The organism is Arthrobacter sp. TWP1-1 (assembly GCF_049897845.1).
Lineage (GTDB): Bacteria > Actinomycetota > Actinomycetes > Actinomycetales > Micrococcaceae > Specibacter.
This window is the reverse complement of record NZ_JAFCXC010000003.1, coordinates 347960-369577: the sequence shown is the minus strand read 5'-3', so window position 1 is coordinate 369577 and position 21618 is coordinate 347960. Positions and strand designations below refer to the sequence as shown.

At 61.9% G+C, this 21618-nt stretch carries 22 protein-coding genes; 16 read left to right on the top strand and 6 right to left on the bottom strand.

What is annotated here, in order from left to right:
* Positions 1 to 124: 124 nt before the first annotated feature.
* Positions 125 to 742: an isochorismatase family protein gene (locus ACP7B9_RS08130; RefSeq protein WP_425862372.1), complete on the bottom strand. Its 618-nt coding sequence runs from the start codon at positions 740 to 742 to the stop codon at positions 125 to 127.
* A gap of 13 nt (positions 743 to 755) precedes the next feature.
* Complete coding sequence (locus ACP7B9_RS08125) at positions 756 to 2099, bottom strand: nicotinate phosphoribosyltransferase (protein ID WP_425862370.1); 1344 nt, start codon at positions 2097 to 2099, stop codon at positions 756 to 758.
* A 37-nt stretch (positions 2100 to 2136) separates the two neighbouring features.
* On the opposite strand from ACP7B9_RS08125, the gene clpS reads away from it, so the two are divergent.
* The 7 genes from clpS to rdgB all read left to right on the top strand — a co-directional run bounded on the left by clpS (position 2137) and on the right by rdgB (position 7081).
* Positions 2137 to 2442, top strand: coding sequence for an ATP-dependent Clp protease adapter ClpS (gene clpS / locus ACP7B9_RS08120; protein ID WP_425862368.1), 306 nt, complete (start codon positions 2137 to 2139; stop codon positions 2440 to 2442).
* Positions 2435 to 3001 (top strand): DUF2017 domain-containing protein, encoded by a 567-nt coding sequence (locus ACP7B9_RS08115; RefSeq protein ID WP_425862367.1) that lies wholly within the window; start codon positions 2435 to 2437, stop codon positions 2999 to 3001. Before clpS ends, ACP7B9_RS08115 begins: the two co-directional genes overlap by 8 nt.
* Positions 3002 to 3078: 77 nt before the next feature.
* Positions 3079 to 4113 carry a glutamate racemase gene (gene murI, locus ACP7B9_RS08110; RefSeq protein WP_425862365.1) on the top strand — a complete coding sequence of 345 codons (1035 nt, stop codon included), beginning with the start codon at positions 3079 to 3081 and terminating at the stop codon, positions 4111 to 4113.
* Positions 4110 to 4907 carry an MBL fold metallo-hydrolase gene (locus tag ACP7B9_RS08105; protein WP_425862363.1) on the top strand — a complete coding sequence of 266 codons (798 nt, stop codon included), beginning with the start codon at positions 4110 to 4112 and terminating at the stop codon, positions 4905 to 4907. Before murI ends, ACP7B9_RS08105 begins: the two co-directional genes overlap by 4 nt.
* 173 nt (positions 4908 to 5080) lie before the next feature.
* Positions 5081 to 5608 (top strand): hypothetical protein, encoded by a 528-nt coding sequence (locus ACP7B9_RS08100; RefSeq protein ID WP_425862362.1) that lies wholly within the window; start codon positions 5081 to 5083, stop codon positions 5606 to 5608.
* Between the two features lie 112 nt (positions 5609 to 5720).
* Positions 5721 to 6461 (top strand): ribonuclease PH, encoded by a 741-nt coding sequence (rph, locus tag ACP7B9_RS08095; protein ID WP_425862360.1) that lies wholly within the window; start codon positions 5721 to 5723, stop codon positions 6459 to 6461.
* Positions 6461 to 7081: an RdgB/HAM1 family non-canonical purine NTP pyrophosphatase gene (rdgB, locus tag ACP7B9_RS08090; protein ID WP_425862358.1), complete on the top strand. Its 621-nt coding sequence runs from the start codon at positions 6461 to 6463 to the stop codon at positions 7079 to 7081. Before rph ends, rdgB begins: the two co-directional genes overlap by 1 nt.
* A 144-nt stretch (positions 7082 to 7225) precedes the next feature.
* Here the strand turns inward: rdgB and ACP7B9_RS08085 are convergent, their stop codons facing one another.
* Complete coding sequence (locus ACP7B9_RS08085) at positions 7226 to 7930, bottom strand: DedA family protein (protein WP_425862357.1); 705 nt, start codon at positions 7928 to 7930, stop codon at positions 7226 to 7228.
* A gap of 186 nt (positions 7931 to 8116) precedes the next feature.
* On the opposite strand from ACP7B9_RS08085, the gene ACP7B9_RS08080 reads away from it, so the two are divergent.
* The 3 genes from ACP7B9_RS08080 to ACP7B9_RS08070 all read left to right on the top strand — a co-directional run bounded on the left by ACP7B9_RS08080 (position 8117) and on the right by ACP7B9_RS08070 (position 10195).
* Positions 8117 to 9115 carry an exonuclease domain-containing protein gene (locus ACP7B9_RS08080; protein ID WP_425862355.1) on the top strand — a complete coding sequence of 333 codons (999 nt, stop codon included), beginning with the start codon at positions 8117 to 8119 and terminating at the stop codon, positions 9113 to 9115.
* A gap of 58 nt (positions 9116 to 9173) precedes the next feature.
* The gene (locus ACP7B9_RS08075) at positions 9174 to 9581 is read left to right on the top strand and encodes an MmcQ/YjbR family DNA-binding protein (RefSeq protein WP_425862354.1); all 408 of its coding nucleotides are present in this window, start codon (positions 9174 to 9176) and stop codon (positions 9579 to 9581) included.
* Between the two features lie 68 nt (positions 9582 to 9649).
* Positions 9650 to 10195 carry a DUF4395 domain-containing protein gene (locus ACP7B9_RS08070; RefSeq protein WP_425862353.1) on the top strand — a complete coding sequence of 182 codons (546 nt, stop codon included), beginning with the start codon at positions 9650 to 9652 and terminating at the stop codon, positions 10193 to 10195.
* Positions 10196 to 10199: 4 nt separating this feature from the next.
* On the opposite strand, the gene ACP7B9_RS08065 is transcribed toward ACP7B9_RS08070, so the two are convergent.
* On the bottom strand, positions 10200 to 11291 hold the full coding sequence (locus tag ACP7B9_RS08065; RefSeq protein ID WP_425862351.1) for an ADP-ribosylglycohydrolase family protein: 1092 nt from the start codon (positions 11289 to 11291) through the stop codon (positions 10200 to 10202).
* Between the two features lie 87 nt (positions 11292 to 11378).
* Here ACP7B9_RS08065 and ACP7B9_RS08060 point away from each other — a divergent pair, with 87 nt between their 5' ends.
* The 6 genes from ACP7B9_RS08060 to ACP7B9_RS08035 all read left to right on the top strand — a co-directional run bounded on the left by ACP7B9_RS08060 (position 11379) and on the right by ACP7B9_RS08035 (position 19040).
* On the top strand, positions 11379 to 11735 hold the full coding sequence (locus tag ACP7B9_RS08060; protein WP_425862350.1) for a YidH family protein: 357 nt from the start codon (positions 11379 to 11381) through the stop codon (positions 11733 to 11735).
* A gap of 1 nt (position 11736) precedes the next feature.
* Complete coding sequence (locus tag ACP7B9_RS08055) at positions 11737 to 12147, top strand: DUF202 domain-containing protein (protein WP_425862349.1); 411 nt, start codon at positions 11737 to 11739, stop codon at positions 12145 to 12147.
* Positions 12148 to 12204: 57 nt separating this feature from the next.
* The gene (locus ACP7B9_RS08050; protein ID WP_425862348.1) at positions 12205 to 13143 is read left to right on the top strand and encodes an aquaporin; all 939 of its coding nucleotides are present in this window, start codon (positions 12205 to 12207) and stop codon (positions 13141 to 13143) included.
* A gap of 140 nt (positions 13144 to 13283) precedes the next feature.
* Positions 13284 to 14447, top strand: a complete 1164-nt coding sequence (locus tag ACP7B9_RS08045; protein ID WP_425862347.1) for an exonuclease SbcCD subunit D — start codon at positions 13284 to 13286, stop codon at positions 14445 to 14447.
* Positions 14444 to 17593, top strand: coding sequence for an AAA family ATPase (locus tag ACP7B9_RS08040; protein WP_425862345.1), 3150 nt, complete (start codon positions 14444 to 14446; stop codon positions 17591 to 17593). The genes ACP7B9_RS08045 and ACP7B9_RS08040 overlap by 4 nt, the downstream gene beginning before the upstream one ends.
* A 100-nt stretch (positions 17594 to 17693) precedes the next feature.
* Positions 17694 to 19040, top strand: a complete 1347-nt coding sequence (locus ACP7B9_RS08035) for an MFS transporter (protein WP_425862343.1) — start codon at positions 17694 to 17696, stop codon at positions 19038 to 19040.
* A 100-nt stretch (positions 19041 to 19140) separates the two neighbouring features.
* Here the strand turns inward: ACP7B9_RS08035 and ACP7B9_RS08030 are convergent, their stop codons facing one another.
* Together ACP7B9_RS08030 and ACP7B9_RS08025 are read right to left on the bottom strand one after the other, a co-directional pair.
* The gene (locus ACP7B9_RS08030; protein ID WP_425862341.1) at positions 19141 to 19959 is read right to left on the bottom strand and encodes an alpha/beta fold hydrolase; all 819 of its coding nucleotides are present in this window, start codon (positions 19957 to 19959) and stop codon (positions 19141 to 19143) included.
* Between the two features lie 81 nt (positions 19960 to 20040).
* Positions 20041 to 21432, bottom strand: coding sequence for an amino acid permease (locus tag ACP7B9_RS08025; RefSeq protein WP_425862340.1), 1392 nt, complete (start codon positions 21430 to 21432; stop codon positions 20041 to 20043).
* Between the last annotated feature and the right edge of the window lie 186 nt (positions 21433 to 21618).

Here is a 21618-nt window from a genome sequence, read left to right as displayed (position 1 = left end):
GGTTTCTGCCACCGCCTCCCATTAATGAGCCCCGTCTACGGGGTTCATTAATGGGAGGCGGTGGCATTTTGGAGTTCAAGCACGACGGCGGGCCCTCACCATCGCTGATCGGCCCGCGTACGCGCTACTTGACCTCGATGCCCGCGTCTTCGAGTTCTTCTAACGCTTCTTCGGCCGCGTCTTCGTCGATGCCTGCGACGTAATCACGTAGGACCGTGGTGTTGTAGCCCGCATTGACAGCATCCAGGGCCGTGGCGCGAACGCAGTGCTCAGTAGCGATGCCTACCACCACAACGTCCTCGACGTCATTTTCGCGTAGCCATTCGTCGAGGCTCACGGGATCCTCGGCGTCCTCGTCGGCACTCTGGTTGGCTTCGCGTTCACCCACTGCAACCTCGTCCTCGGGTGCCAGTAGGCCGTCAAAGCCCGAATAGGCGGCGTCATACTTGCCCTTGCGGAAGTAGGCGTCAATGTCCTCGGTGTCGAGGTTGCGGTGCAGAGCGGCCCTCTTAGAACCGGCTACGCAGTGTACGGGCCAACTTTTCACGAAGTCAGGAGTCTCGGAGAAGTGGCTGCCGGGATCAACATGCCAGTCCTGCGTAGCCACGATGAAGTCGAAGTCCGTGGCATTCTCCAGTAGTTCGCTGATCTCGCTGGCAAGATCGGCGCCGCCGGCAACGGCAAGCGAGCCGCCCTCGCAGAAATCGTTCTGCACGTCAACAATGATTAGGGCCTTAGCCATGGGGTGCTCCTCGTTATTTCGTTACTGGTATTGCTTGTTCGTATTCGGTGGGGATGACTGGCTCCCCGCGCTGGAGCCTGCGGGCGGTTCCAGGCATTTCGGCCATGGACGCTGCGTGGCGGGCCGTGGCCCGGACGACTCCCTCTGAGCCGGTCCAGCCCGGCACTAGGACGCCGTCGGTCATGAATTCTTCCAGAAGGACCCGGTCGTTGCTGTCCGCGGCGGGGTTGTGGCCAATGCCAACCACCTCGCTCGTGGCAATGCCCGCCTTGTTGAGCCGGCGCAGCGCGTACTTGCGCCCGCCCACGCTGGCCTTGTTCTTGGCTGCCTTGGCCACGGAGACAAACTCGCCGTCGTCGCCCTCGCGGGACACGAGCTTGTAGACCATGGAGGCGGTGGGCGCCCCGGAGCCTGTCACCAGGGACGTGCCAACTCCGTAGGAATCAACCGGCGCCGCAGCCAATGCCGCGATGGCGAACTCGTCGAGATCGCTGGTCACGGTGATGCGCGTGTTGGTATTGCCGAGCGAATCCAACAACGCCCGGACGTCGCGCGCCTGGGCGAGCAAATCACCCGAGTCCAACCGCACGCCGCCCAAGGCGGGACCGGCGATGGCGACCGCCTTGCGGACGGCGGCTTCGACGTCGTACGTGTCAACCAGCAACGTGGTGCCAGAGCCCATGGAACCGAGCTGGGCGCGGAAGGCCTCCTCTTCGGAATCATGCAGGAGGGTGAAGGAATGCGCGGCCGTGCCAAGGGTGAGCACACCGTAACGCAGGCCGGCCTCCAAATTGGAGGTGCCATGGAAACCGGCGATCACGGCAGCGCGGGAAGCTGCAACGGCGGATTCCTCATGCGTGCGCCGGGATCCCATCTCGATGCACGGGCGGAAGCCGGCGGCGCCAATCATGCGGGAGGCTGCGGAGGCGATGGCGGAATCGTGGTTCAGGATGGAAAGGACGTATGTTTCAAGGATGCAGGCCTCGGCGAATGTGGATTCGATCGTCAAGATGGGCGAATTCGGGAAGTAAAATTCGCCCTCTGCGTAACCGTAGACGCTCCCGGAGAACTTAAAATCGGCCAACCAGGACAACGTTTCGTCATTGACTACGTTGTTTTGGGCCAGGAAATTCAGCTCCTCGGGGCCAAAGCGGAAGTGCTCCAGACCCTCCAAGATGCGGCCCGTTCCACCCACAACCCCATACCGGCGGCCGTCAGGCAGGCGGCGGGCGAAGGCTTCAAACACGCTTCGGCGGTGTGCCGCGCCGGAGTGCAGGGCTGCTTGAAGCATTGTCAGCTCGTAGTGATCTGTAAACAATGATGTGCGGGGCTGGCCCCAGCTTGATGGCGTAGTCACGGAATTTACTTTAGTGCGGCAACACTAGAATGGACATATGAGTGTCAGCACAGCCCCGGAAACAGACCGGGAAGTCTCAACGCGTGAACTCATCTCCCCAGACATCCCCTGGGATTTGATCGTGTGGAATGACCCGGTCAATTTGATGAGCTACGTCAGTTACGTCTTCCAAAGCTATTTTGGTTATTCAGAGGCAAAGGCGGCGAAATTAATGCTTGAGGTCCATACCGAGGGCAAGTCCGCCGTGGCCCATGGAGCCAAGGAAAAAATGGAAGCGCATGCCGTTGCCATGCACGGATTCGGCCTGTGGGCAACTGTCCAGAAGGGTGGCCCCCGTGGCTAAAGCATTCTCTGCCGGCCGTCGCGGCATCACCGGATTCCTTGAAATCGCCGAGCGTGACCTCCTGCGCAAGCTCTTCGCCGACATCATCGCCATGCTTGAACCCGACACGCCCGCGCACGAGGATCCTCTGGCGGCCTTGATCGGGCTGGACATGGACGTCTCTGTCCCGGGTGATCCGGCTCTGCTCAGGCTTCTGCCGGACGCCGTGAGGAACGACGACGACGCGGCCCTTGAGTTCCGCCAGCTCACCGAGCGCTCCCTGCGGGAAACAAAGATTGGCGCCTTGCGCGCTGCGTCAATGGGCTTGGACTCCGAGAAGCTGGTTCTGGATCCGGAGGCAGCAAAGCTGTGGGCCATGGCCCTGAACGATGTCCGTCTTGTCTTGGCCGAAAGGTTGGAAATCAGGGACGAAGAGGACGCCGAGAAGGTGCATCAGGTGCAGGACTGGGGTGACGCCGAAGACGTGGAAAGTTACCTGTCCCTGGTGTACAACTTCGTCTCCTGGCTTCAGGAAAGTCTGGTCCAGGCCATGCTGTCCGCGCTGGCGCGCAGCAAGTAGGGTACGCCGGGCGTAAGTGTGTTATTGGGCGCAATTGACGCTGTTAGGCCAACAAAAGAACTATTGTTGTATCGATCATGAGCACACATTCAGTCAACCCAACGCACACATCAGCCGGCAGCTCGCGGACGAGCCTCGTTGCCGAGCGGCCCATCGGGATTTTTGATTCCGGGGTTGGCGGATTGACGGTGGCCCGTGCGGTCATTGACCAGCTGCCCAACGAGTCAATCCTGTACGTAGGCGACACCGCCAACGGTCCCTATGGACCTCTCCCCATCGCGGAAGTTCGTGCCAACGCGCTCGGCGTCATGGATGAACTTGTAGATTCTGGCGTCAAACTTCTGGTGATTGCCTGTAACTCCGCATCAGCCGCGGTTCTGCGCGACGCCCGGGAACGGTACACGGCCCGCTATGGGATCCCTGTCATTGAGGTCATTCAACCGGCCGTGCGCCGGGCCGTGGCCGCCACCCGAACAGGCAAGGTTGGTGTGATTGGCACTGTCGCCACGGTTGGTTCGCGAGCTTACGATGACACCTTTGCCGCGGCTCCGGACTTGAGTATCACCTCCGTTGCCTGCCCTGATTTTGTTCGCTTCGTGGAATCCGGCATCACGGCCGGCCCGGAGCTGCTGACCACCGCGGAAGAGTATCTGGCCCCCTTGAAAGCTGCCGGGGTGGACACGCTGGTCCTTGGCTGCACCCATTACCCCTTGCTAACCGGGGTAATTTCATACGTTATGGGCGATTCCGTGACCTTGGTGTCCAGCGCCGAAGAAACCGCCAAGGACGTCTACAAGGCACTCGTGAGTCATGATTTGGAGCGGGTGTCCGGCGGAGCGCCGAAGCATCAGTTCCTCTCCACCGGCGATGCGGCCAGCTTTGGTGTACTGGCCCGGCGTTTCCTTGGGCCCGAGGTGCTGGACGTGGAACAGGTGAGCCACGTCGCGGCGCACTATCCCACCGGTTCACTGGCGCTCATTACTGAAGACATGTTGGCGGCTGCCCGCAACAATGCACCCAGTGCGGCTGCCAGCCGGGTCTCGAATTTTGTATTAGCCGATTCGGTCGGCAGACTGGCAGTTCCGGAAACAGGCGTGGGGGAGCGAACATGAAGTTGACGATTGTTGGATGCAGCGGGTCCTTCCCAGGTCCGTCATCGCCCGCATCTTGCTACCTGCTTACGGCGCACGACGGCGTTCGGCCGTGGCGGGTGCTGATCGACTTGGGCAGCGGTGCCCTTGGTGCAGCGCAAAAGTATATGGATCTGGAAGATATCGATGCGATCTTCCTCAGCCACCTGCACCCGGACCACTGCATGGATTTGTGCGGACTGCACGTTGCGGTCCGGTGGAGCCCCGATGGTTGGAAGAGTGGACGGATTCCTGTCTGGGGACCGGCCGAAACGGCCGATCGCCTGGCCACAGCCTATGGCCTCGAATTAGATCCGGGCATGCACGAAGAGTTTGATTTCCGCAATTGGAATGAACGCGAGCCCGTCATGGTGGGCCCGTTCAAGGTGACGCCCTACGCCGTTAACCACCCGGTTCCAGAGGCCTACGCGCTTCGGGTAGAGGTGACCGAGTACGACGGAACCGGCGTTGACCGAACGGCCGTCTTGACGTATTCCGGTGACACAGACAGCTGCCAAGGTTTGGAAGATGCCGCGCTGAACGCCGACATGTTCTTGTGCGAGGCCGCCTTCGAAGAGGGCCGCGATGACCACATCAAGGACGTCCATCTCACCGGAAAAAGGGCAGGCGAGGCCGCGGCCCGCGCCACCGTGAAGCGCATGCTGTTGACCCATATTCCGGTTTGGACCGACACCAACAAGGTTGTGACGGAGGCCCGTGAGGTGTACACCGGCGACGTGGCCGCGGCAGTGGCAGGCGTCCACTACACGATTTAGCTGTCCTTTGGAATGACAGTCCTTTTGGATTAGCTGTCCTTTTGGACGAAGTGTTCAGGATGAGGCGAATATCCTCCGAAAGGACTATCCCTTTAACTATTCGGGGCGGTTAGGCTCGGTGGCAGAAAAGGGCGGCAGACGCCGTCGCACTTCACCTACAAAGGATGCTAACCATGAGCGAGATGCCCCGCTACAACCCCGGACCCAGCGAGTTTTCCCCAGTCCAGGCCCCTGCTGCCCCGCCCATCATGAACACCGTTTTCTTCATGTTGGTGGGTGCGGCCGTGCTGCAGGTCATCGCCACCATTTTTGCTGTTCTGCAAATGCAATCCGATGACTTCCGCACCCAGCTGAAGGATCAACTGGAGTCTCAAGGCCTGCCAGACGCCGGCGGCAACATACTCGACAATGCCATCATGGCGTCCACCGGAACCGCGATTGTCATGGCGGTCGTCGCCGTGATCCTCTATGTACTGATTGGCCTGTTCCTGAAGAAGGGCATGGGCTGGGCCCGCATTGTCGGCGCCGTGTTGGCAGTTGTATCGCTCTCGCAACTCATGAGCTTGACCATGCCGGGTGGGATCGCCACGATCCTGCAGATCCTGCTGGGCATCGGTGCCATGGTGCTGTGCTTCACGGGCCCCGGTGCCGCATACTTCGCGGCGAAGAAGAGCTACAAGTTGGCAACCAAGGGGCGGTAGTACTGCCCGGATCTAGTACTGTCCGGAACTAATACTGGAACAAGATGGCGGCTTCCAAGGATGGGGGCCGCCATTGCCGTGCCCGCGTGCCTCGACCGGTACCCTTATTAGCATGACTTCCAATGAAACACTTCGCGCCGACGGGCGCGCCAATGACCAGCTCCGCGACATCACCATCACCCGCGGCTGGTCCAAGCAGGCCGAAGGATCGGCCCTGATTGAATTCGGCAACACCCGCGTGCTCTGCACCGCCTCCCTAACCCCCGGCGTCCCGCGCTGGCTCAAGGGCGAAGGCACCGGCTGGGTCACGGCCGAATACGCCATGCTCCCGCGCGCCACGAACACCCGTAACTCCCGCGAATCCGTCAAGGGCAAAATTGGCGGCCGCACGCACGAGATCTCCCGTCTGATTGGCCGCTCACTGCGCGCCATCATCGACACCAAGGCCCTGGGCGAAAACACCATCGTCCTGGACTGTGACGTTTTGCAGGCCGACGGCGGCACCCGCACGGCCGCGATCACCGGTGCCTACGTTGCCCTGGCCGACGCCATCGCTTACGCCAAGGAAAACAAGCTGATTGCGAAGAACGCTCAGCCGCTCATCGATTCCGTCTCCGCGATCTCCGTCGGCATCATCGACGGCGTTCCCATGCTGGATCTGCCCTACGTTGAAGACGTGCGTGCCGAGACCGACATGAACGTTGTTGTCACGGGCTCCGGCAAGTTCGTCGAGGTTCAGGGCACCGCGGAAGGCGCCCCGTTCGACCGCGACGAGCTCAACCAGCTGCTCGACCTGGCCCTGATCGGCACCACGGAACTGAGCCGCATCCAGCGCGAGACCCTGGGCGCCTAATGTCCGCGCCGAAACTCATTTTGGCAACCCACAACCAGGGCAAGCTTCGGGAACTGCGCGAATTGCTGCGCGGTCAGGTGCCGGGTTTGGATGTGGACACGGACGTGCTCGACGCCGGAGCGATCCAGGCTCCGGATGTCGCCGAAACGGGGGTCACCTTCGCGGAGAACGCCCGGCTGAAGGCTCATGCCGTGGCACAGTTCTCTGGCGCCTTGGCCATCGCCGACGACTCGGGTCTTGCCGTTGATGTTCTTGGCGGCGCCCCGGGCATCTTTTCAGCCCGCTGGGCCGGGAGTCACGGTGATGACGGCGCGAACCTGAATCTGCTGCTGGCACAGCTCGCGGATATTACCGAAGAACATCGAGGCGCACGCTTTGTGTGTGCCGCCGTGCTCGCCAGCCCTGATGGCACCGTGGATGTTGTCGAGGAAGGAACCCTTGAAGGGACCTTGCTCCACGAACCTCGCGGCGAAGGCGGTTTTGGCTACGATCCGATCCTGCAGCCTGTGGGACTGGACAAGTCCTGTGCGGAACTGACGGGCGCGGAAAAGAACGCCATCAGCCACCGCGGCAACGCGTTCCGGGCGCTGCTGCCGCACATCGTGAAGGCCCTCGCCTAACAGTTGCGCTGGTCGAGCTTGTCGAGACCTGGATCTCGACAAGCCCGACCAACGGCTGACAAGCCTAATCAGCCGAAACGACGGCGACCCCCGGCACTATCGGCACTATGCCGGGGGTCGCCGTCGTACTTGGTGCCAAATTTTTTAGGCCTGCGAGGACTTCTTCTTGTTGCGCTTGCTGATGGCCTTCAGGAATTCGATGCCGATCGGGATGATGGAGACGGCCACGATGGCAATGAAGATGATGTCAAGGTTGTCGCGCACCCACGGCACCTTGTTGCCCAGGATGTAGCCCAGCAGGGTCACGCCGCCGGCCCACAGCACTGCGCCGATGGCATTGAAGAGTACAAACTTGCGCATGTCCATCTTGGCCACGCCCACAATAACGGGGACGAAGGTGCGCACGATCGGAACAAAGCGGGCCAGGATCAGGGCCTTGCCGCCGTGCTTTTCAAAGAAGGCATGGGCGCTGTCGACGTGTTGCTTCTTGAAGAGCCGGGATTCGGGCTTGTTGAAGATGGCGGGACCGGCCTTGTACCCGATCAAATACCCCACCTGGTTGCCAATAAAGCCTGAGACGATCAGCAAAGCCATAAGGACCCAGATGTTGACGGGCATTGAACCGGTGCTCACCAAGAGACCAGCGGTGAATAGTAGCGAGTCTCCGGGCAGGAAGAACCCGACCAGCAACCCGGTCTCGGCAAAGATGATGCCGCAGGCAAGCACAACAACCCAGGCGCCCATGGCCGGGTTGTCGAGGATCTTCATGGGGTCCAGCCAATCAGGCAGGAGGCCGAGGGAAGGAACAGTCCCGCGTCCCATGAGGGCAGGCAGGGCAGAGTCACTCAAAGCTGAAAGTATCACCCTCCAAGATTACGGTACTTAGCTGAACGCATCCTCCACCTAAAGGAGGATATTGGAGGGGGTTGACAATCGGTCATTCTTTACGCGGAGCTGGGTGCTAGGGGAGAGGTGCCCATGTGAGATCCGGCTCGCGATGCACCTCGTGTGGGTGCGCGGGGGTAGCCTTGAATCGTGGCTTTGGACTTTACTGCGATCGATTTTGAGACTGCCAACGGATTTAGGGGATCTCCCTGCTCCGTCGGTTTGACGAAGGTTCGTGGCGGGGTGATTGTCGATGAAGGCTACTGGCTTATGCGCCCTCCGGAGGGTCACGACCACTTCGACGCCCGTAACATCACCATCCACAACATCACTCCCGACGACGTGGCCGCTTCGCCTCGTTTCGCGCAGGTGTTCCCCGAGGTGCATGCCTTCATTGGCGATGACGCGCTCGTGGCCCACAATGCGGCGTTCGACATTGGCGTGATCCGTTCGGCGTCCGAGGTTTCCGGCATGCCTGCGCCCGCGTTCGATTATGCGTGCACGGTGGTGCTCTCGCGCAAGAACTATTCATTGCCGTCGTACTCGCTGCCCTTTGTGGCCGAGGCTGCCGGTGTACCGCTGCTCAACCACCACGATGCCATCGAAGATGCCCGCGCCTGTGCCGGGATCATGGTTGACATCGCAGCCAAGCACGAGGTGGACTCGGTGCGCGGCGTTTTTGCGGCCATGAAGCTGCCCATGCCGCACATCGACGCCTACAACCCCGACACCGACGTCATGTCCAAGGCAACGCGCTCCGCCCTGGAGAAGATGGCTGAGATGAAAGCCGGGCTTGCCAATGGAACCGCCCGCGCCGGCCGCTCAAGTTGGTCAACCGAGGGCCCCAACCCGGTGCCGAACCCACGGGCAGACATGTCCCACCCGTTATTTGGGCAGACCATCGTGTTTACCGGTGATCTTGGCCTTGGCCGACCTGAGGCGAAGGTCCGGGCCGCCGGTCATGGCGCCCAGTGCGCCAGCAGTGTCACCCTGAAAACCACAGTGCTAGTGGTGGGTAGCGGCTTCACAGCCTCCGATCTGCGCAACGGCAGGCTCACCTCGAAGGCCGCGCGCGTGCTGGAATTGCAGCGTCGTGGGCAGGGCATCGAGGTGCTCTCCGAAGGCGAATTCATGCAGATGGTCGGTTAGAGCACCAAATCAATTGAGGTGCTGGCGGTCGCCAGACGCTGGCGCCTAGGATACTGGCATGGCTCATCCCAAGATGTACTCCGATGATGATCCGCTCCTGCTGCGACTACGGAGTGTGAGCTTGGCGTTTCCGGAGGCCACGGAGAAGGAAACCTTTGGCCGGCCAACTTTTAGGTGTGGACGGATCTTTGCCTATTACGGGCAAGGTCAGACGGGCCACCCCCGACCGGCCTCCATTCAGGTTCTTCCGGAAGCCGATGAACGTGCGGCCTTGCTGGCGGATCCGCGTCTTTACATCCCTTCCTACATTGGGCCATACGGCTGGGTGGGACTGGATCTGAGCATTGACGTACAGGATTGGCAGGAAATCGCGGAGTTGGTGGACAGTTCCTACCGCAGGATCGCGCCACCGCGCTGCCTTGTAATACTGGACCGGGACGGTTCGCCCGCAGATCGCCCCGGCTGAGGCTGCGGGTTTAGTCATTCTGCGCAACAATCCTTTAGAAGTCGCCAAGCACCGCCGTACCCTGAACCATGACCCAATTCACCAGCCACCAAGCCGTCGCCACTGAGTTCATTCCGGCTCCTCGGCCGAGCGTGCTGAAACGGGTTTTCGCTTTTCCTAACCCCGTCAATGATCACGCCGCCAGGTTCACGGCAGGCATTGTTGTTGTCCTTGCACTTGTCGCACTCGTTGGGCAGCTGCCCTGGCTGGTGGGAGTCGTTGCAATCGGCTTTGTTTTGCGCCTTGCCTTCGGCCCGCGGATCTCCCCAGCAGCGCTGCTCTCGGTCAACGTCCTAGCCCCACTCGTGGGCGAACCCAAACTGGTTCCGGGTCCACCCAAGCGCTTTGCGCAGGGGATCGGCGCCGTCTTGTCCGGCGCGGCCTTCATCCTGCTCGTCTCCGGCGGCTCGCTGCCGGGTTGGACCCTCATGGTCCTGCTGGTCGTTGCGGCCTCATTGGAAGCGTTCATCGGCCTCTGCCTCGGCTGCGCGGCCTTCGGATTCCTCATGCGGCGCGGCATCATCCCCGCCGGGATTTGCGAGGAATGCGCCAACGTCGGGGTCGCCAGGAACTAGCGGGCTATTCTCCCGTGGTGAGTTTGATGAACTCCGCGGCGAGATGCCGGATCAGTGCGGGTGCCTCGGCCATGGTCAACCACGACGGCGGCAGGGCGGCTTCCCCGTAAAACGCACCAAGGATGTTCCCGGCTATGGAGGCCGTGGAATCGCTGTCGCCACTGTGGTTGGTCGCCAGCCGGATGGCCGCGAGGAAGTGATCAACCGGCGAAACGGCGCCGCCGGCCGTAGCCAGCACACTATAGAGGCCAACCGCCAAGGCTTCTTCGGCAACCCAACCCAAGCCCAGCGCATCGGTGAGGGAATCGCCTGACAGGGGTTCGCCGTCGTTCGCGGAAAGAGCTATGGCCGCCTCCAAGCGGGCCAGCAACGCAATATCAGCGGCAGGCTCGGCAACGGCGCGGTCGCGGGTCGAGGCAGCAGCCTCGCGCAGGCCAAGGCCGCCGATCACCAAGGCATGAATCAGCCAGCTAAAGGCGCCGGAACTCTGCCGGGCGGCGGGATGGCCGTGCGTGAGTGAGGCGGCGTCGGAGCTGATCTTGTAGATGGTCTCGGCCTCAATGTTGGGCAGCAGACCATACGGGGCCGAACGCATCACGGTGCCGCAACCCTTGGAATCAACGTTCACCGGGCGGAACACCGTGCCCATCTCACCCGTGGCGAGACCCGTAACGCAGGCATTGCCCGGGTGACGCTGGTGGTGCAGCACGCTTTGCTTATCGATCCAGCGCGGAGACTGCACAGGTGCGTGCTCGGCGGTCTCGATGTCCTGCGTCTTGAGCCAGCGCAGATAGGCGAGCCACTGGCAGGCGTTAATGTCCGCGCCGACACCGTTATTGGCCCATTCCAAAACATCCAGCAGGCCATCCAGTGTGTAAAGCGTCATCTGGGTGTCGTCGGAAAAGTGTGCTGTGCTGGGCGCCTGTGAGAGATCCACCAGCAGGGCCGGGCCATACTTGGCCGCAATATCGGCCAGCGAGTCAAACTCCACAAGGTAGCCGAAGGCGTCACCCAAAGCGCCGCCCATCAACGTGCCCTGGACGCGCGTTGCAAAGTCGGCCGGAGGTGCGTTGAGGGTGCCTGCTGCAGTAGTCATACCGTCCAATTTACCGTTTCCTGCAGGTCATGGAGTGCCCAGTAGACTCGAAGCTGAACTTGCCACCCCAGAGCGTTGAGGAGACCCATGCGCGAACCAGCTTGGCGACGTACCGGAAAAACCCCTGACTACCGGTTTTCGCTGGCCAACGAGCGCACCTTCCTAGCGTGGGTGCGCACCGCGCTTGCCCTCCTTGCCGGTGCGGTAGCCATCGATCAGCTGGCACCGGAGATCGCACCGCCGATCATCCGGATCGTCCTCTGCATGGTCCTCGCCGTTATCGGAGCCGCGCTCGCAGTTGTCAGCTACCGCCGCTGGGCCCGCCAAGAACAGGCCATGCGCAACGACGCGGAACTGCCTCATTCGTGGCTCATGTTGGGGATGACGGTGATTGTCTCGCTGGCGGCGATCGTGTTTGCCGTGCTGATCCTTGTCCGGCCCTGACATGCTTGTCCCGGAATTGACGCCGCAAGGGGAAACTGAGCGTGACCCCGGCCTGCAGCCCGAACGCACCGCGTTGGCCTGGCGCCGAACAGTCCTCAGCGCCATCATCGCCGACATCCTTATATGGCGCGGCTGGCTGCACGGGCTCACGGAAGGCGCAACCGATGGATTGCTCACCACCGACCACTCCGCCCAAGTCATTGGCTTGGGGATCTGTGCCGTGCTCGCCTGCCTCACCACGATCGTCCTTGTGGTCTGCGCCGTGGGCAGGATTCGGCTGCTGCATGCTGGCGTTGGGGTGCTCGGTCACAGCGCCGAAATAGCGGTTCCGACTCTTATGTTACGTACAGCATCGGCCGCTATAGTGGCTCTGGCTGTGGCCACCGTATGCGCTTTGGCGCTTGGGTTTTAATCACCCGCCACGCCCCACAATTTTTCTTTTCATTTGCAACCGAAGGATTCACACACCATGACTTCATCCGGAACAGTCCAGGCCCCGGTGCAGGCTTACCCGCTGAGTACCCGCGTCGCCATCGAAGCTCTGGGCAGCTTTTTCATTGTCTTTGCCGGTCTCGGCACCGCACTATTCAACTCCACAGGGTCAGCGGCCACCATTGGCTTCGCCTACGGACTGGCCATGGTGGCGGCCATCGTTTCCTTCGGCCACATCTCCAACGGTTACTTCAACCCCGCCTTTTCACTGGGCCTGGCCGTGGCCGGCCGGCTGAAGTACTCCGCCATGGGCCTGTACATCGTCGCCCAGACCATTGGCGCCATATTGGCCTCCGTAGTCTGGCTGGGCATGATGAAGGTCATGCCTGCCGGTGCCACGCCTGAGACCGCGGCGCTCTTCGGAGCCCTGGCCAACGGTTTTGACGCCCATTCCCCGTCCCAGGTGCCCTTGGTGGGCGTGCTGATCGTGGAGGTCGTTGCCGTTGCCGTACTAACCGCCATGATCCTTGGCATCACCTCCATCCGGAACAAGACAACCCTCGGTCCTGTTGCGATCGGTGTGGCCTTTGCCGTTGCCGTGGCCATCACCATGCCGCTGAGCAATGGTTCGCTGAACCCGGCCCGCGCCACCTCCGTGGTCTTCCTGGCCGAGTCCTGGGCTGCCGGCCAGCTGTGGCTGTTCTGGCTGGCCCCGCTGGTTGGTGCCGCCCTGGCCGCCGCTATCTACCGCGCCTTCGTACCGGCTGTGGCCGTGGCAGACCTGACGGACGACGCCGAGACCTCCTCCGCCGTTCCCGCCGCCACCGTTGCTTCCGAGGCTTTGGAGACGGATGACTCAGCCGCCGAGGCACCTGCCGCACCCGTTCCGGCGTCGAGCATCAACGGCAAGGCTGCCCCTGTGAAGGGCAGCGCGGTCGATGACGCACAAGCCTTCTTCGACGGCGCCAAGAAGTAACCTTCGCCGTTAGGATTCGGCCCTTCCCACCAAGTGTGGGGAGGGCCGCTCTGCGTTAAGTCGGTTGTTTGGAGTCCCTAGCGGGGCCGGTTGTGGAATGCGAATCCTAGAATGTCGGTGCCCTGCACTAGCGTGGAAGCATGAAGCTACTTCACACCTCCGATTGGCACCTAGGCAGGGCTTTCCACGGAGTGGGAACACTCGCGGCCCAACGGCGTTTTGCCGAGCAACTCCTTGACACGGTCGTTGCCGAAAACGTTGATGTTGTCCTGGTCGCGGGCGACGTCTATGACCGGGCGCTGCCCAGCGTGGATGTGGTGAATCTCTTCGATGACATTCTGGCCAGGCTCAATGCAGCCGGCGCGCAGGTGGTTGTCACGAGCGGAAACCATGATTCTGCCACGAGGCTCGGCTTTGGTGGCCGCCTCCTGGAACGTGCCGGGGTGCATCTGCGGACTCGACTGGCTGATCTAGCCACGCCCGTGCTGTTGCCTTTGGATGGTGAATCGGATGGCCAGGTGGCGATCTATGGCATCCCGTTCCTTGAACCACGGCTAGTTGCGCAGGATCTTGGAGTTGAGACAGGCACACACTTTAGTGTCACCGAAGCAGCCGTTGCGTTGATTAAGGCTGATTTGGCTACCCGTGCGCCCGGAACTGCCTCCGTGGTGCTGGCCCATACCTTTGCCAGCGGTGGCATCACCTCCAGTAGCGAACGCGAACTGTCCGTTGGGGGCGTCGGTGCGGTGCCGCTGGATCTCTTTGAACCCTTTACTTACACGGCGTTGGGACACCTGCACGGTCCACAGAAACTCAGCGAGTCTGTGCGGTACTCGGGGTCCCCGCTGCACTACTCCTTCTCCGAGGCCAGACACAACAAGGGAGCCTGGCTGCTGGAGATCACCGCGGATGGGTTGAAGGAGGTCACCAAGGTTGATTGGTCGCCGGAACGGGCCTTGAGCATCCTTTCGGGGAAAATCGAGGAGCTGCTTTCTTCCCCGGAGTGGGCCTTCGCCGAAGAGAATTATTGCCAGATCACGCTAACCGACAACGATCGGCCCGCGCTGGCCATGGAACGTCTTCGCGTCCGCTTCCCGAACACGCTGGTGCTGATGTTCGAACCAGAAACCGCGCGGAACGCAAACAAACAAAGCTACGGTGACCGCATCGCCAAGGCGGCCGACGCACTTGAACTGTGCTGCGGCTTTCTTGACCACGTCCGTGAACGCGGCGCCAACACCGAAGAAGGACGTGTCCTGCGCGAGGCCCTAGCCAGCGTCCGGGAACAGGAGGTAGCGCTGTGAGGATTCACCGTCTGGAAATTCAGGCTTTCGGCCCCTTTGCCGGACGCGAAATTGTGGACTTTGACCACCTTGGCTCCCAAGGGCTGTTCCTGCTCAACGGATCCACGGGAGCAGGCAAAACAAGTGTCCTTGATGCCATCGCGTACGCGCTCTATGGCCGTGTACCCGGTACGCGGCAGGGTTCCCAAGCGCAATTTCGCAGCCACCACGCAGCCGAAGGTGTGGGCCCGGAAGTACTGTGCGAATTCAGTGCTGGGGGCCGGCGGTTGGAGGTACGCCGCAGCCCCGAATGGATGCGGCCACTCAAGCGCGGAACCGGAACCACCCGGGAACAGGCCAGCACCCAACTACGTGAAAAGACAGCGGAAGGGTGGGAGGTTAAGTCCACCCGCAATGACGAAGCTGCCGCGGAGATCCAGGAACTGCTGGGCATGAGCATGGCGCAGTTCACCAAGGTGGTGTTGCTGGCCCAAGGCGATTTTGCCGCATTCTTGCGGGCCAGCGCCGAAGAACGCCAAACGCTGCTGCAGAAACTCTTCGGCACAGACCTTTACCAGAACTTGGAAGCCCGCTTAGGCAATGATTCCAAGGCAGCCCAGGCAGAGGTTGCCGCCGGATTGTCACAGGTGATGGCAGCGGAGCGGCTGGCCCGTAGCCAGGCAGCACAGGCACTAGCGGCCGATGTGCAATCCCAGGAGGCAGCGTCTGCGGCAGAAGGGGCCCAGGAGGCTGGGTCCGCACAAGATGCCGGAGATGAAGCAGAGGTGCTTGAGACCGAGGCAGTGGAGTCCGAGGCTGGCGAGTCCCTGGAATCGTTGGAGGACCTCAGCGGTCTGGAACTCTTTGCTGTTTTGGCGGACAAGCTTGCCGCAGCAGTTGACCGTGCCCGCGGACAAGCGGAGTCAGCCCAGCGCAGTGCGGATTCCTTGGCCGATGAGGTGCAGAAAAGCAATGACCGGCGCAACCGGCACGACGCACTGAGCCTCGCATTGGCCGAACAAGCCCGGCTGCAGGGACTGGCCGGCGATGCCCTGAAGTGGCGCGTTGATCAGGACCAACACCATGCGGCCCAGATTCTGGTTCCCGTCATGAACCAGTCAGTGAAGACGTCCGCTGCCAGTGAGAAGGCGAAGCGCTCAGTTGAGGTCGCAGCAGCGGACCTCGACGCCAACGAGTTGGCAGCTTCGGTGCTAGATAAACCCGCCGCGAGTGCCGCCGAAGCCGAGCTGGAGGCCCTTGACCGGGAGCTGACCACTCGGCTGGCTGCCGTGGCTGCCGCAGTCCCTGAGGAATTGCGGCTCAGCAACAAAACCGCTGAACTGGCAACGGGGGAGGCGGAACTGGCACGGGCCCTTGCTGCCCAGAAACAGCACACCGCGGACGCCGCAGCCGCCACCGTACGCCTGGCCGAGGTAGCAGAAGAACAAGAAGGACTCCACCAGGGTGGCCATAACGTTGACCACGCTGCACAGGACGCTAAGCAGGCGGAGCAGCTTGTCACGGCCATTGAGGACCATCAGGACCAGCGCAAGATTGTTGAGGAGCTCACCGAGACCCAGACTGCTACCCGTGCCAACGCCTTGGACGCGAAGGAGCAGTGGCTGGACGCCTTCAACCTTCGGCTCAGTCAGGCCGCCGGTGAGCTGGCCGCGGAACTCATCGATGGTGAGCCGTGCCAGGTTTGTGGCAGCACAGTCCACCCGGCACCATCGCCCTTAGCCGGCTCCGGTGCCGACCTGGTGAAGACCGAGAAGGCAACAAAAAAGGCCTTCGATTCAGCCGAAGCTTTAGCCCGCGAGGCGCAGACACAACTTTCGGAGGCCACGAGTGCGCTCGCCGTCCTAGCCGGACGGGGTGGTGAGGGCGAGTTGGCGGAGGCGCGGGCCGCCGTCGAACTTAAGAAGGCGGCGCACCGGGCGGCCACGGATGCTGTTGCTACCTTGGCGGCGCTTAACGCTGAGAGTGCGGAACTTCGGGCACAGCTCGCGAAGGCCCAGACAGGCGTGCTTGAAGCAACCGGCAAGGCAGCATCGCTTCATGCCGGAAATGAGGCTCTTATCCAGGAGCTCGCAGCCTTGGACGAGCATCTGAGGATTGTCCGCGATGGCTTCGAGTCCCTGTCCGACCGCCGTGCTGCCCTGACATTGGCACAGGCACCGGGCAATGCGCTCCTGCACGCCGTTCGGCAACGTGCCACGGCAATCGCTGCCTCGGACGAGGCACAGCTCGCGCTGGTACAGGCCATTGACGGATCCGTCTTTGCGGACGTTCCGGCCGCACAGGCGGCGCTCTTGACTGCTGCTGAGGCCACGGGACTCGAGGCGAGATTGACGCATCACGCCAAGGATATTGCGGTGAACACGGACAGGCTTGCCGCGCCCGAGGTTGTTGCTGCCCAGGCTGAGGTTGCCGCGAAGATAGCGCCGCCAACTATCGAAGGGCTAGAGCGCTTGGCAGGGGAGTCCGCGAAAGCCAAGGCGCGGGCTAGGCAGGGTGAGCTGGTGTTGGGATTGGCTCGCTCGGCGCAAACGCAGCTTGCCGCTACGGAATCACACTTTAAGGTGCTCGAGGAGGCAGTGGCGCCTTTGCGTGCACGCGCTCAGCTGTTGGAAGGTCTGGCGAACGCCGTGCGCGGGCTGGGCGACAACAAATTGAAGATGACGCTTACCAGTTATGTCCTGGCGGCGCGCTTGGAACAGGTGGCCGAGGCTGCCTCACTGCGTCTGGCCACCATGAGCGATGCCCGCTACACCCTTCGCCACAGCGACGCGAAGTCGGGCAACAAGAAGTCGGGACTTGGGCTGGAGGTCGTTGACGAATGGACGGGCATCAGCCGCGATACCTCAACACTTTCGGGCGGGGAATCCTTCATGGCTTCACTGGCGCTGGCGCTGGGACTCTCCGATGTTGTCCAGCAGGAATCCGGTGGGCTGGACATTGAGACGCTCTTTGTTGATGAGGGCTTCGGCAGTTTGGATGAACAATCGCTGGAGCAGGTCATGGACGCCCTAGAGGGCTTGCGTGATGGGGGTCGGATGGTGGGACTTGTCAGCCATGTTGCCGAGATGAAGCAGCGCATTCCGATGCATCTGCATGTCCACAAGGGACGTAACGGTTCCACGTTGACGGTGGGGGACTCGGCCTAGTTTCGGCCCGCACCAAAGCCCATTAGACTGGAAAGGTATTTGGGTTCGGTGTGCCGGGTGGGGGGACGGTGCACACGCACTTTGAGCTGGCCTGATACACATGAAATCCTCACTTCCAACAAACCCTGACCCAGCGTCCATCCCGGACGCCCGCGGCAGCGGCCCATCAGGCGCCCCCGCAGCGAAGGGCGGTCGCTACGCGGCGCTGCCCCGGCTGGCCGGTGCCAGTTATATTCCACTGGGTCTCTTTGCCCGCGTCCCCCTGGCCATGCTGACGATCGGTGTTTTGACGCTCGTCACCACGGTCAGCGATTCCTATGCCATCGGTGGCTTTGCGGCAGGTTGCATCGGAATTGGTGCCGCCGTCGGTGCGCCCGTGACCGGCTACCTTGCTGACCGCCTGGGCCAAAAACGCATCTTATTGGTAGCTGCCGTGATTAACGCTGTGCTGGTCGCGGCCGTGGTGATCCTGGCCTACGCCTTGCTGCCTGAACAGGGCGCCGACGTCACGGATGGGGCAACCCTGACGGTCTTGGCCACCGCGCTGGTGGCCGGAGCTACCTCTCCCCAGGTTGGCCCGTTGTCCCGCGTACGCTGGATGGCGTTGAGCAAAAAGCTCCCCGCCAAGGAACAAGGCCCCCTCGTTGACACCGCGCTTTCCCTCGAAGGAACAGCCGACGAGGTGACGTTTGTCTTGGGACCGGCGCTCGTTGGACTTCTGGCGTCGCTCGTTGCGCCCTGGTTGCCGCTGGTTCTTGCCGCCGTCATGACGCTGGCCCTGGTAACGCTTTTTGCGCTTCACCCCACCGAGCGAGTTGTTGGTGCACGCCCAGCCAGTACCACCGTGGGCAACGCCGGCTACGTTTCGGGCGAAAGGCCCAATTGGTTCCTTGTTGCCGTTCCGGTGATGGGCATGCTCTGCATGGGCGCCTTCTTCGGCTCCTCCCAGACCGCCTTGACGGCCTTCACAGGCGTCCACGGATCCGTGGATCAGGCCGGGCTCATGTACGCCATCATGGGAGCAAGCTCCGCGGTGACGGCATTGTCCGTTGCATATTGGCCCGCCAAGTTCGGCTATTCATGGCGCTGGGTGTTGGCGTCCGGGCTCATGGCGGCGGGTGCAGCAATGTTCCTTGTTCCCGAGTCATTGGGGCAGATGGTCTGGGTACTGCTGCTCGTTGGACTATTTGTTGGCCCCACCATGGTGACCATCTTCAGCGTCGGCAGCGTAGTTGCTCCGCCGCAGTGGATGGGGACCGTCATGACGGCGCTGGCCAGTGGCATTGTCGCTGGAACGGCGCTGGGCAGTTCCATCGCCGGTTCGCTGGCACAGAACGTTGGGTACCACACCGCGTTCATCGTCCCGATCGTAGCGGCTTCGGCCTTGTTGCTTCTGGGACTCGTCGCCGCCGTGAGCCTGCGCGGCCGTCTCAAGCGGAACCACTAACGCAGAGTCCTCGTGCCTCAGCCGTTGACCCGTCACATAATGCCGCTATGGGAGTTCATAACGGCATTATGTGACGGGTCAACGGGCCTGGGGCGAGCTATTATGCGAGGAACGCGATCGCGGCGTCCTTGAATTCGCGCGATGTGACCGTGTTGTTGTGGTTGCGCCCGGGGATGACAACACGCGCTGCACTCTTGCTGAGGGCAGCCAACCGGTCCATGCTGCGGGCCCGTTCATCGAGATCTCCGGCCACCAGCAACACCGGCATGCGGGGAACAGCGTCCGTGGGATCGAAAGGCTCCATCTTGACGGCCTGAATCAAGGCCAGAAGAGCGAAGATGTCATTGGACGGGATCACCTGGGCCATGTTCAGCAGCCATGCCGTCGATTCATCGGCGATCGGGGTGCCGTCGTTGAGGAAATCCTGCGCCGCCCGTAAATCGAAATCGGCCAGCGGATCATCGGGGTTGGGTCCGCCGAGCACCATTTTGCGCACCAGCTCTGGCTGTGTGGCACCAAACTCCCAGGCCAAGCGTGAACCCAAGGAGTAGCCGATCAGGTCCACGCCACTAGTGGGATCGGCTGCAGTGAGTGGACGAACGCCCTCATCGAAAAGTATCTGTAAGAGATCGGCTCGAATCTTGCCTGGCGTATATGAATCAAGATCAACGGGCGCCGCGCTGTGTCCGTGCCCCGGAAGATCAACACTGATCACGAGGCGGCCGGCATTGTTGAGGGCTTTCACCCACCCGGTCTTGACCCAATTGAGGTCGATCGAGGACGCGAAGCCGTGGATCAGAAAAACCGGGGGCAACGCCGCCGGGGAGTCGGGTTCAAAGACAACCGAATTCAGCCCTGCCGGGGCACCCTCAGTGGTGTGGTGCTCCATCGTGGCCTTGTGCTTGCCGGGGGAAGTCATAGCCCAACCTTTCCCGCGGCGGTCAGTGCCGCCGTCGTACGTCAACAATAGCGAAAACTGTACCGGGCCGGGGACTTCGGTCTAGAGCTGGCTCGAGGCTCGTTTTCGCTTGCGCAACTGGGCGATCATGTTGAGCACTGCGATGCCGGCAATGAGCGTGAATGAGCTGAGCAATTGTGTGCGGCTGACCGGATCGCTGAAGCCCACCACGAAGATGGCAAGGAGCAGGACCAGCCCGGCGATGGTCAGGTACGGGAATCCGCGCATGCGCAGCGGAAGCTCGGTGCCATCGCGGTCGGCGCGGCGGCGCAGGATGAGCTGTGAGAGCAGGGCCATTCCCCACACAACCAGACACGTGGAGCCCACAAGGTTCAGCAGCACCTTCAGGACGGTGTCGGGGTAGAGCATTTCCCACACCACAGTGATGAAGCCGAAAGCCACGGAAACTACGACGGCGGCCACCGGCACCGCCCGCTTGTTGGTGCGGGCGAAGACGCTGGGTGCTTCGCGGCGCTCAGACAGCGAGTGGATCATGCGCGAGGCGCCGTAGAGGTTGGCGTTGAGGGCCGAGAGCAGGGCCGCGACGGCCACCAGGGTGATCGCCGTGCCGGCCCACGGCAGGCCCGCTACGTTCAAGACACCGGCGAAAGGGGAACTCAGTGCCTCGGAGGTCCACGGCAGAACGGCGGTGATAATGAAGATGGAACCTACGTAAAAGACCAGGATGCGCCACACCACGGTACGGATGGCGACCGTCACGCTGCGAGCCGGATCAGCCGTTTCGGCGGCGGCAACGGCGACGATTTCGGTGCCGCCAAAAGCGAAGGCGACCACGAACAAGGCAGTGGAAATGCCGGCCATGCCAGTTGGGGCGAAGCCTCCGTGGTTGACGAGATTGCCCAGGCCCGGTGATGTCGCGCCGGGGACCAGGCCCAGCAGCAGGGCGATGCCAAAGAGTATGAACAAGACAATGGCCGCCACCTTCAACAGCGCAAACCAAAACTCAAACTCCCCGTAGTTCTTGACGGAGGTGAGGTTGATGGTAGTAAATACCACCATAAAAATCAGTGTCAGGACCCAAGCGGGCAGCACGGGCCAGATCGAGACGAGGAGTTGAGAAGCGCCCAGAGCCTCGGCGGCAATGACCACCACTAGCTGTAACCACCACAGCCAGCCAACCGTGGATCCGGCCACTTTGCCCATAGCTTTTTCCGCATAGACGGAGAAGGCGCCCGAGTTGGGATTCGCCGCGGCCATCTCACCCAGGGCCCACATGACCAAAATGATCATGGTTCCTGCCACCAGATAGGAGATCAGCACGGCAGGTCCGGCCGTCATGATGCCCTCGCCCGAACCGAGGAAGAGGCCGGCGCCGATGGCGCTGCCAAGACCCATCATGGTCAGCTGCCGCTGTTTGAGTGAGGATCCCAACCCGGTAGTCGAGGGGGCTGGAGCGGACGTCTGGGGGAGCATGTGGTGGAGGGCCTTCTTTTGCGGTACGGGCCGGGTAGGCCGAGGGGACGAACGGTTGGCCCCTGCCAAGAATTATCCCATGAGTGGCCCGTACCATCCGCCGAGCCATGGTGGGTCGGCAGGGTGACCATATTCCGTCTTTGTGTCCCGGATGGTGACCTCGCCTCTGGATAATTTGTTTCTGGA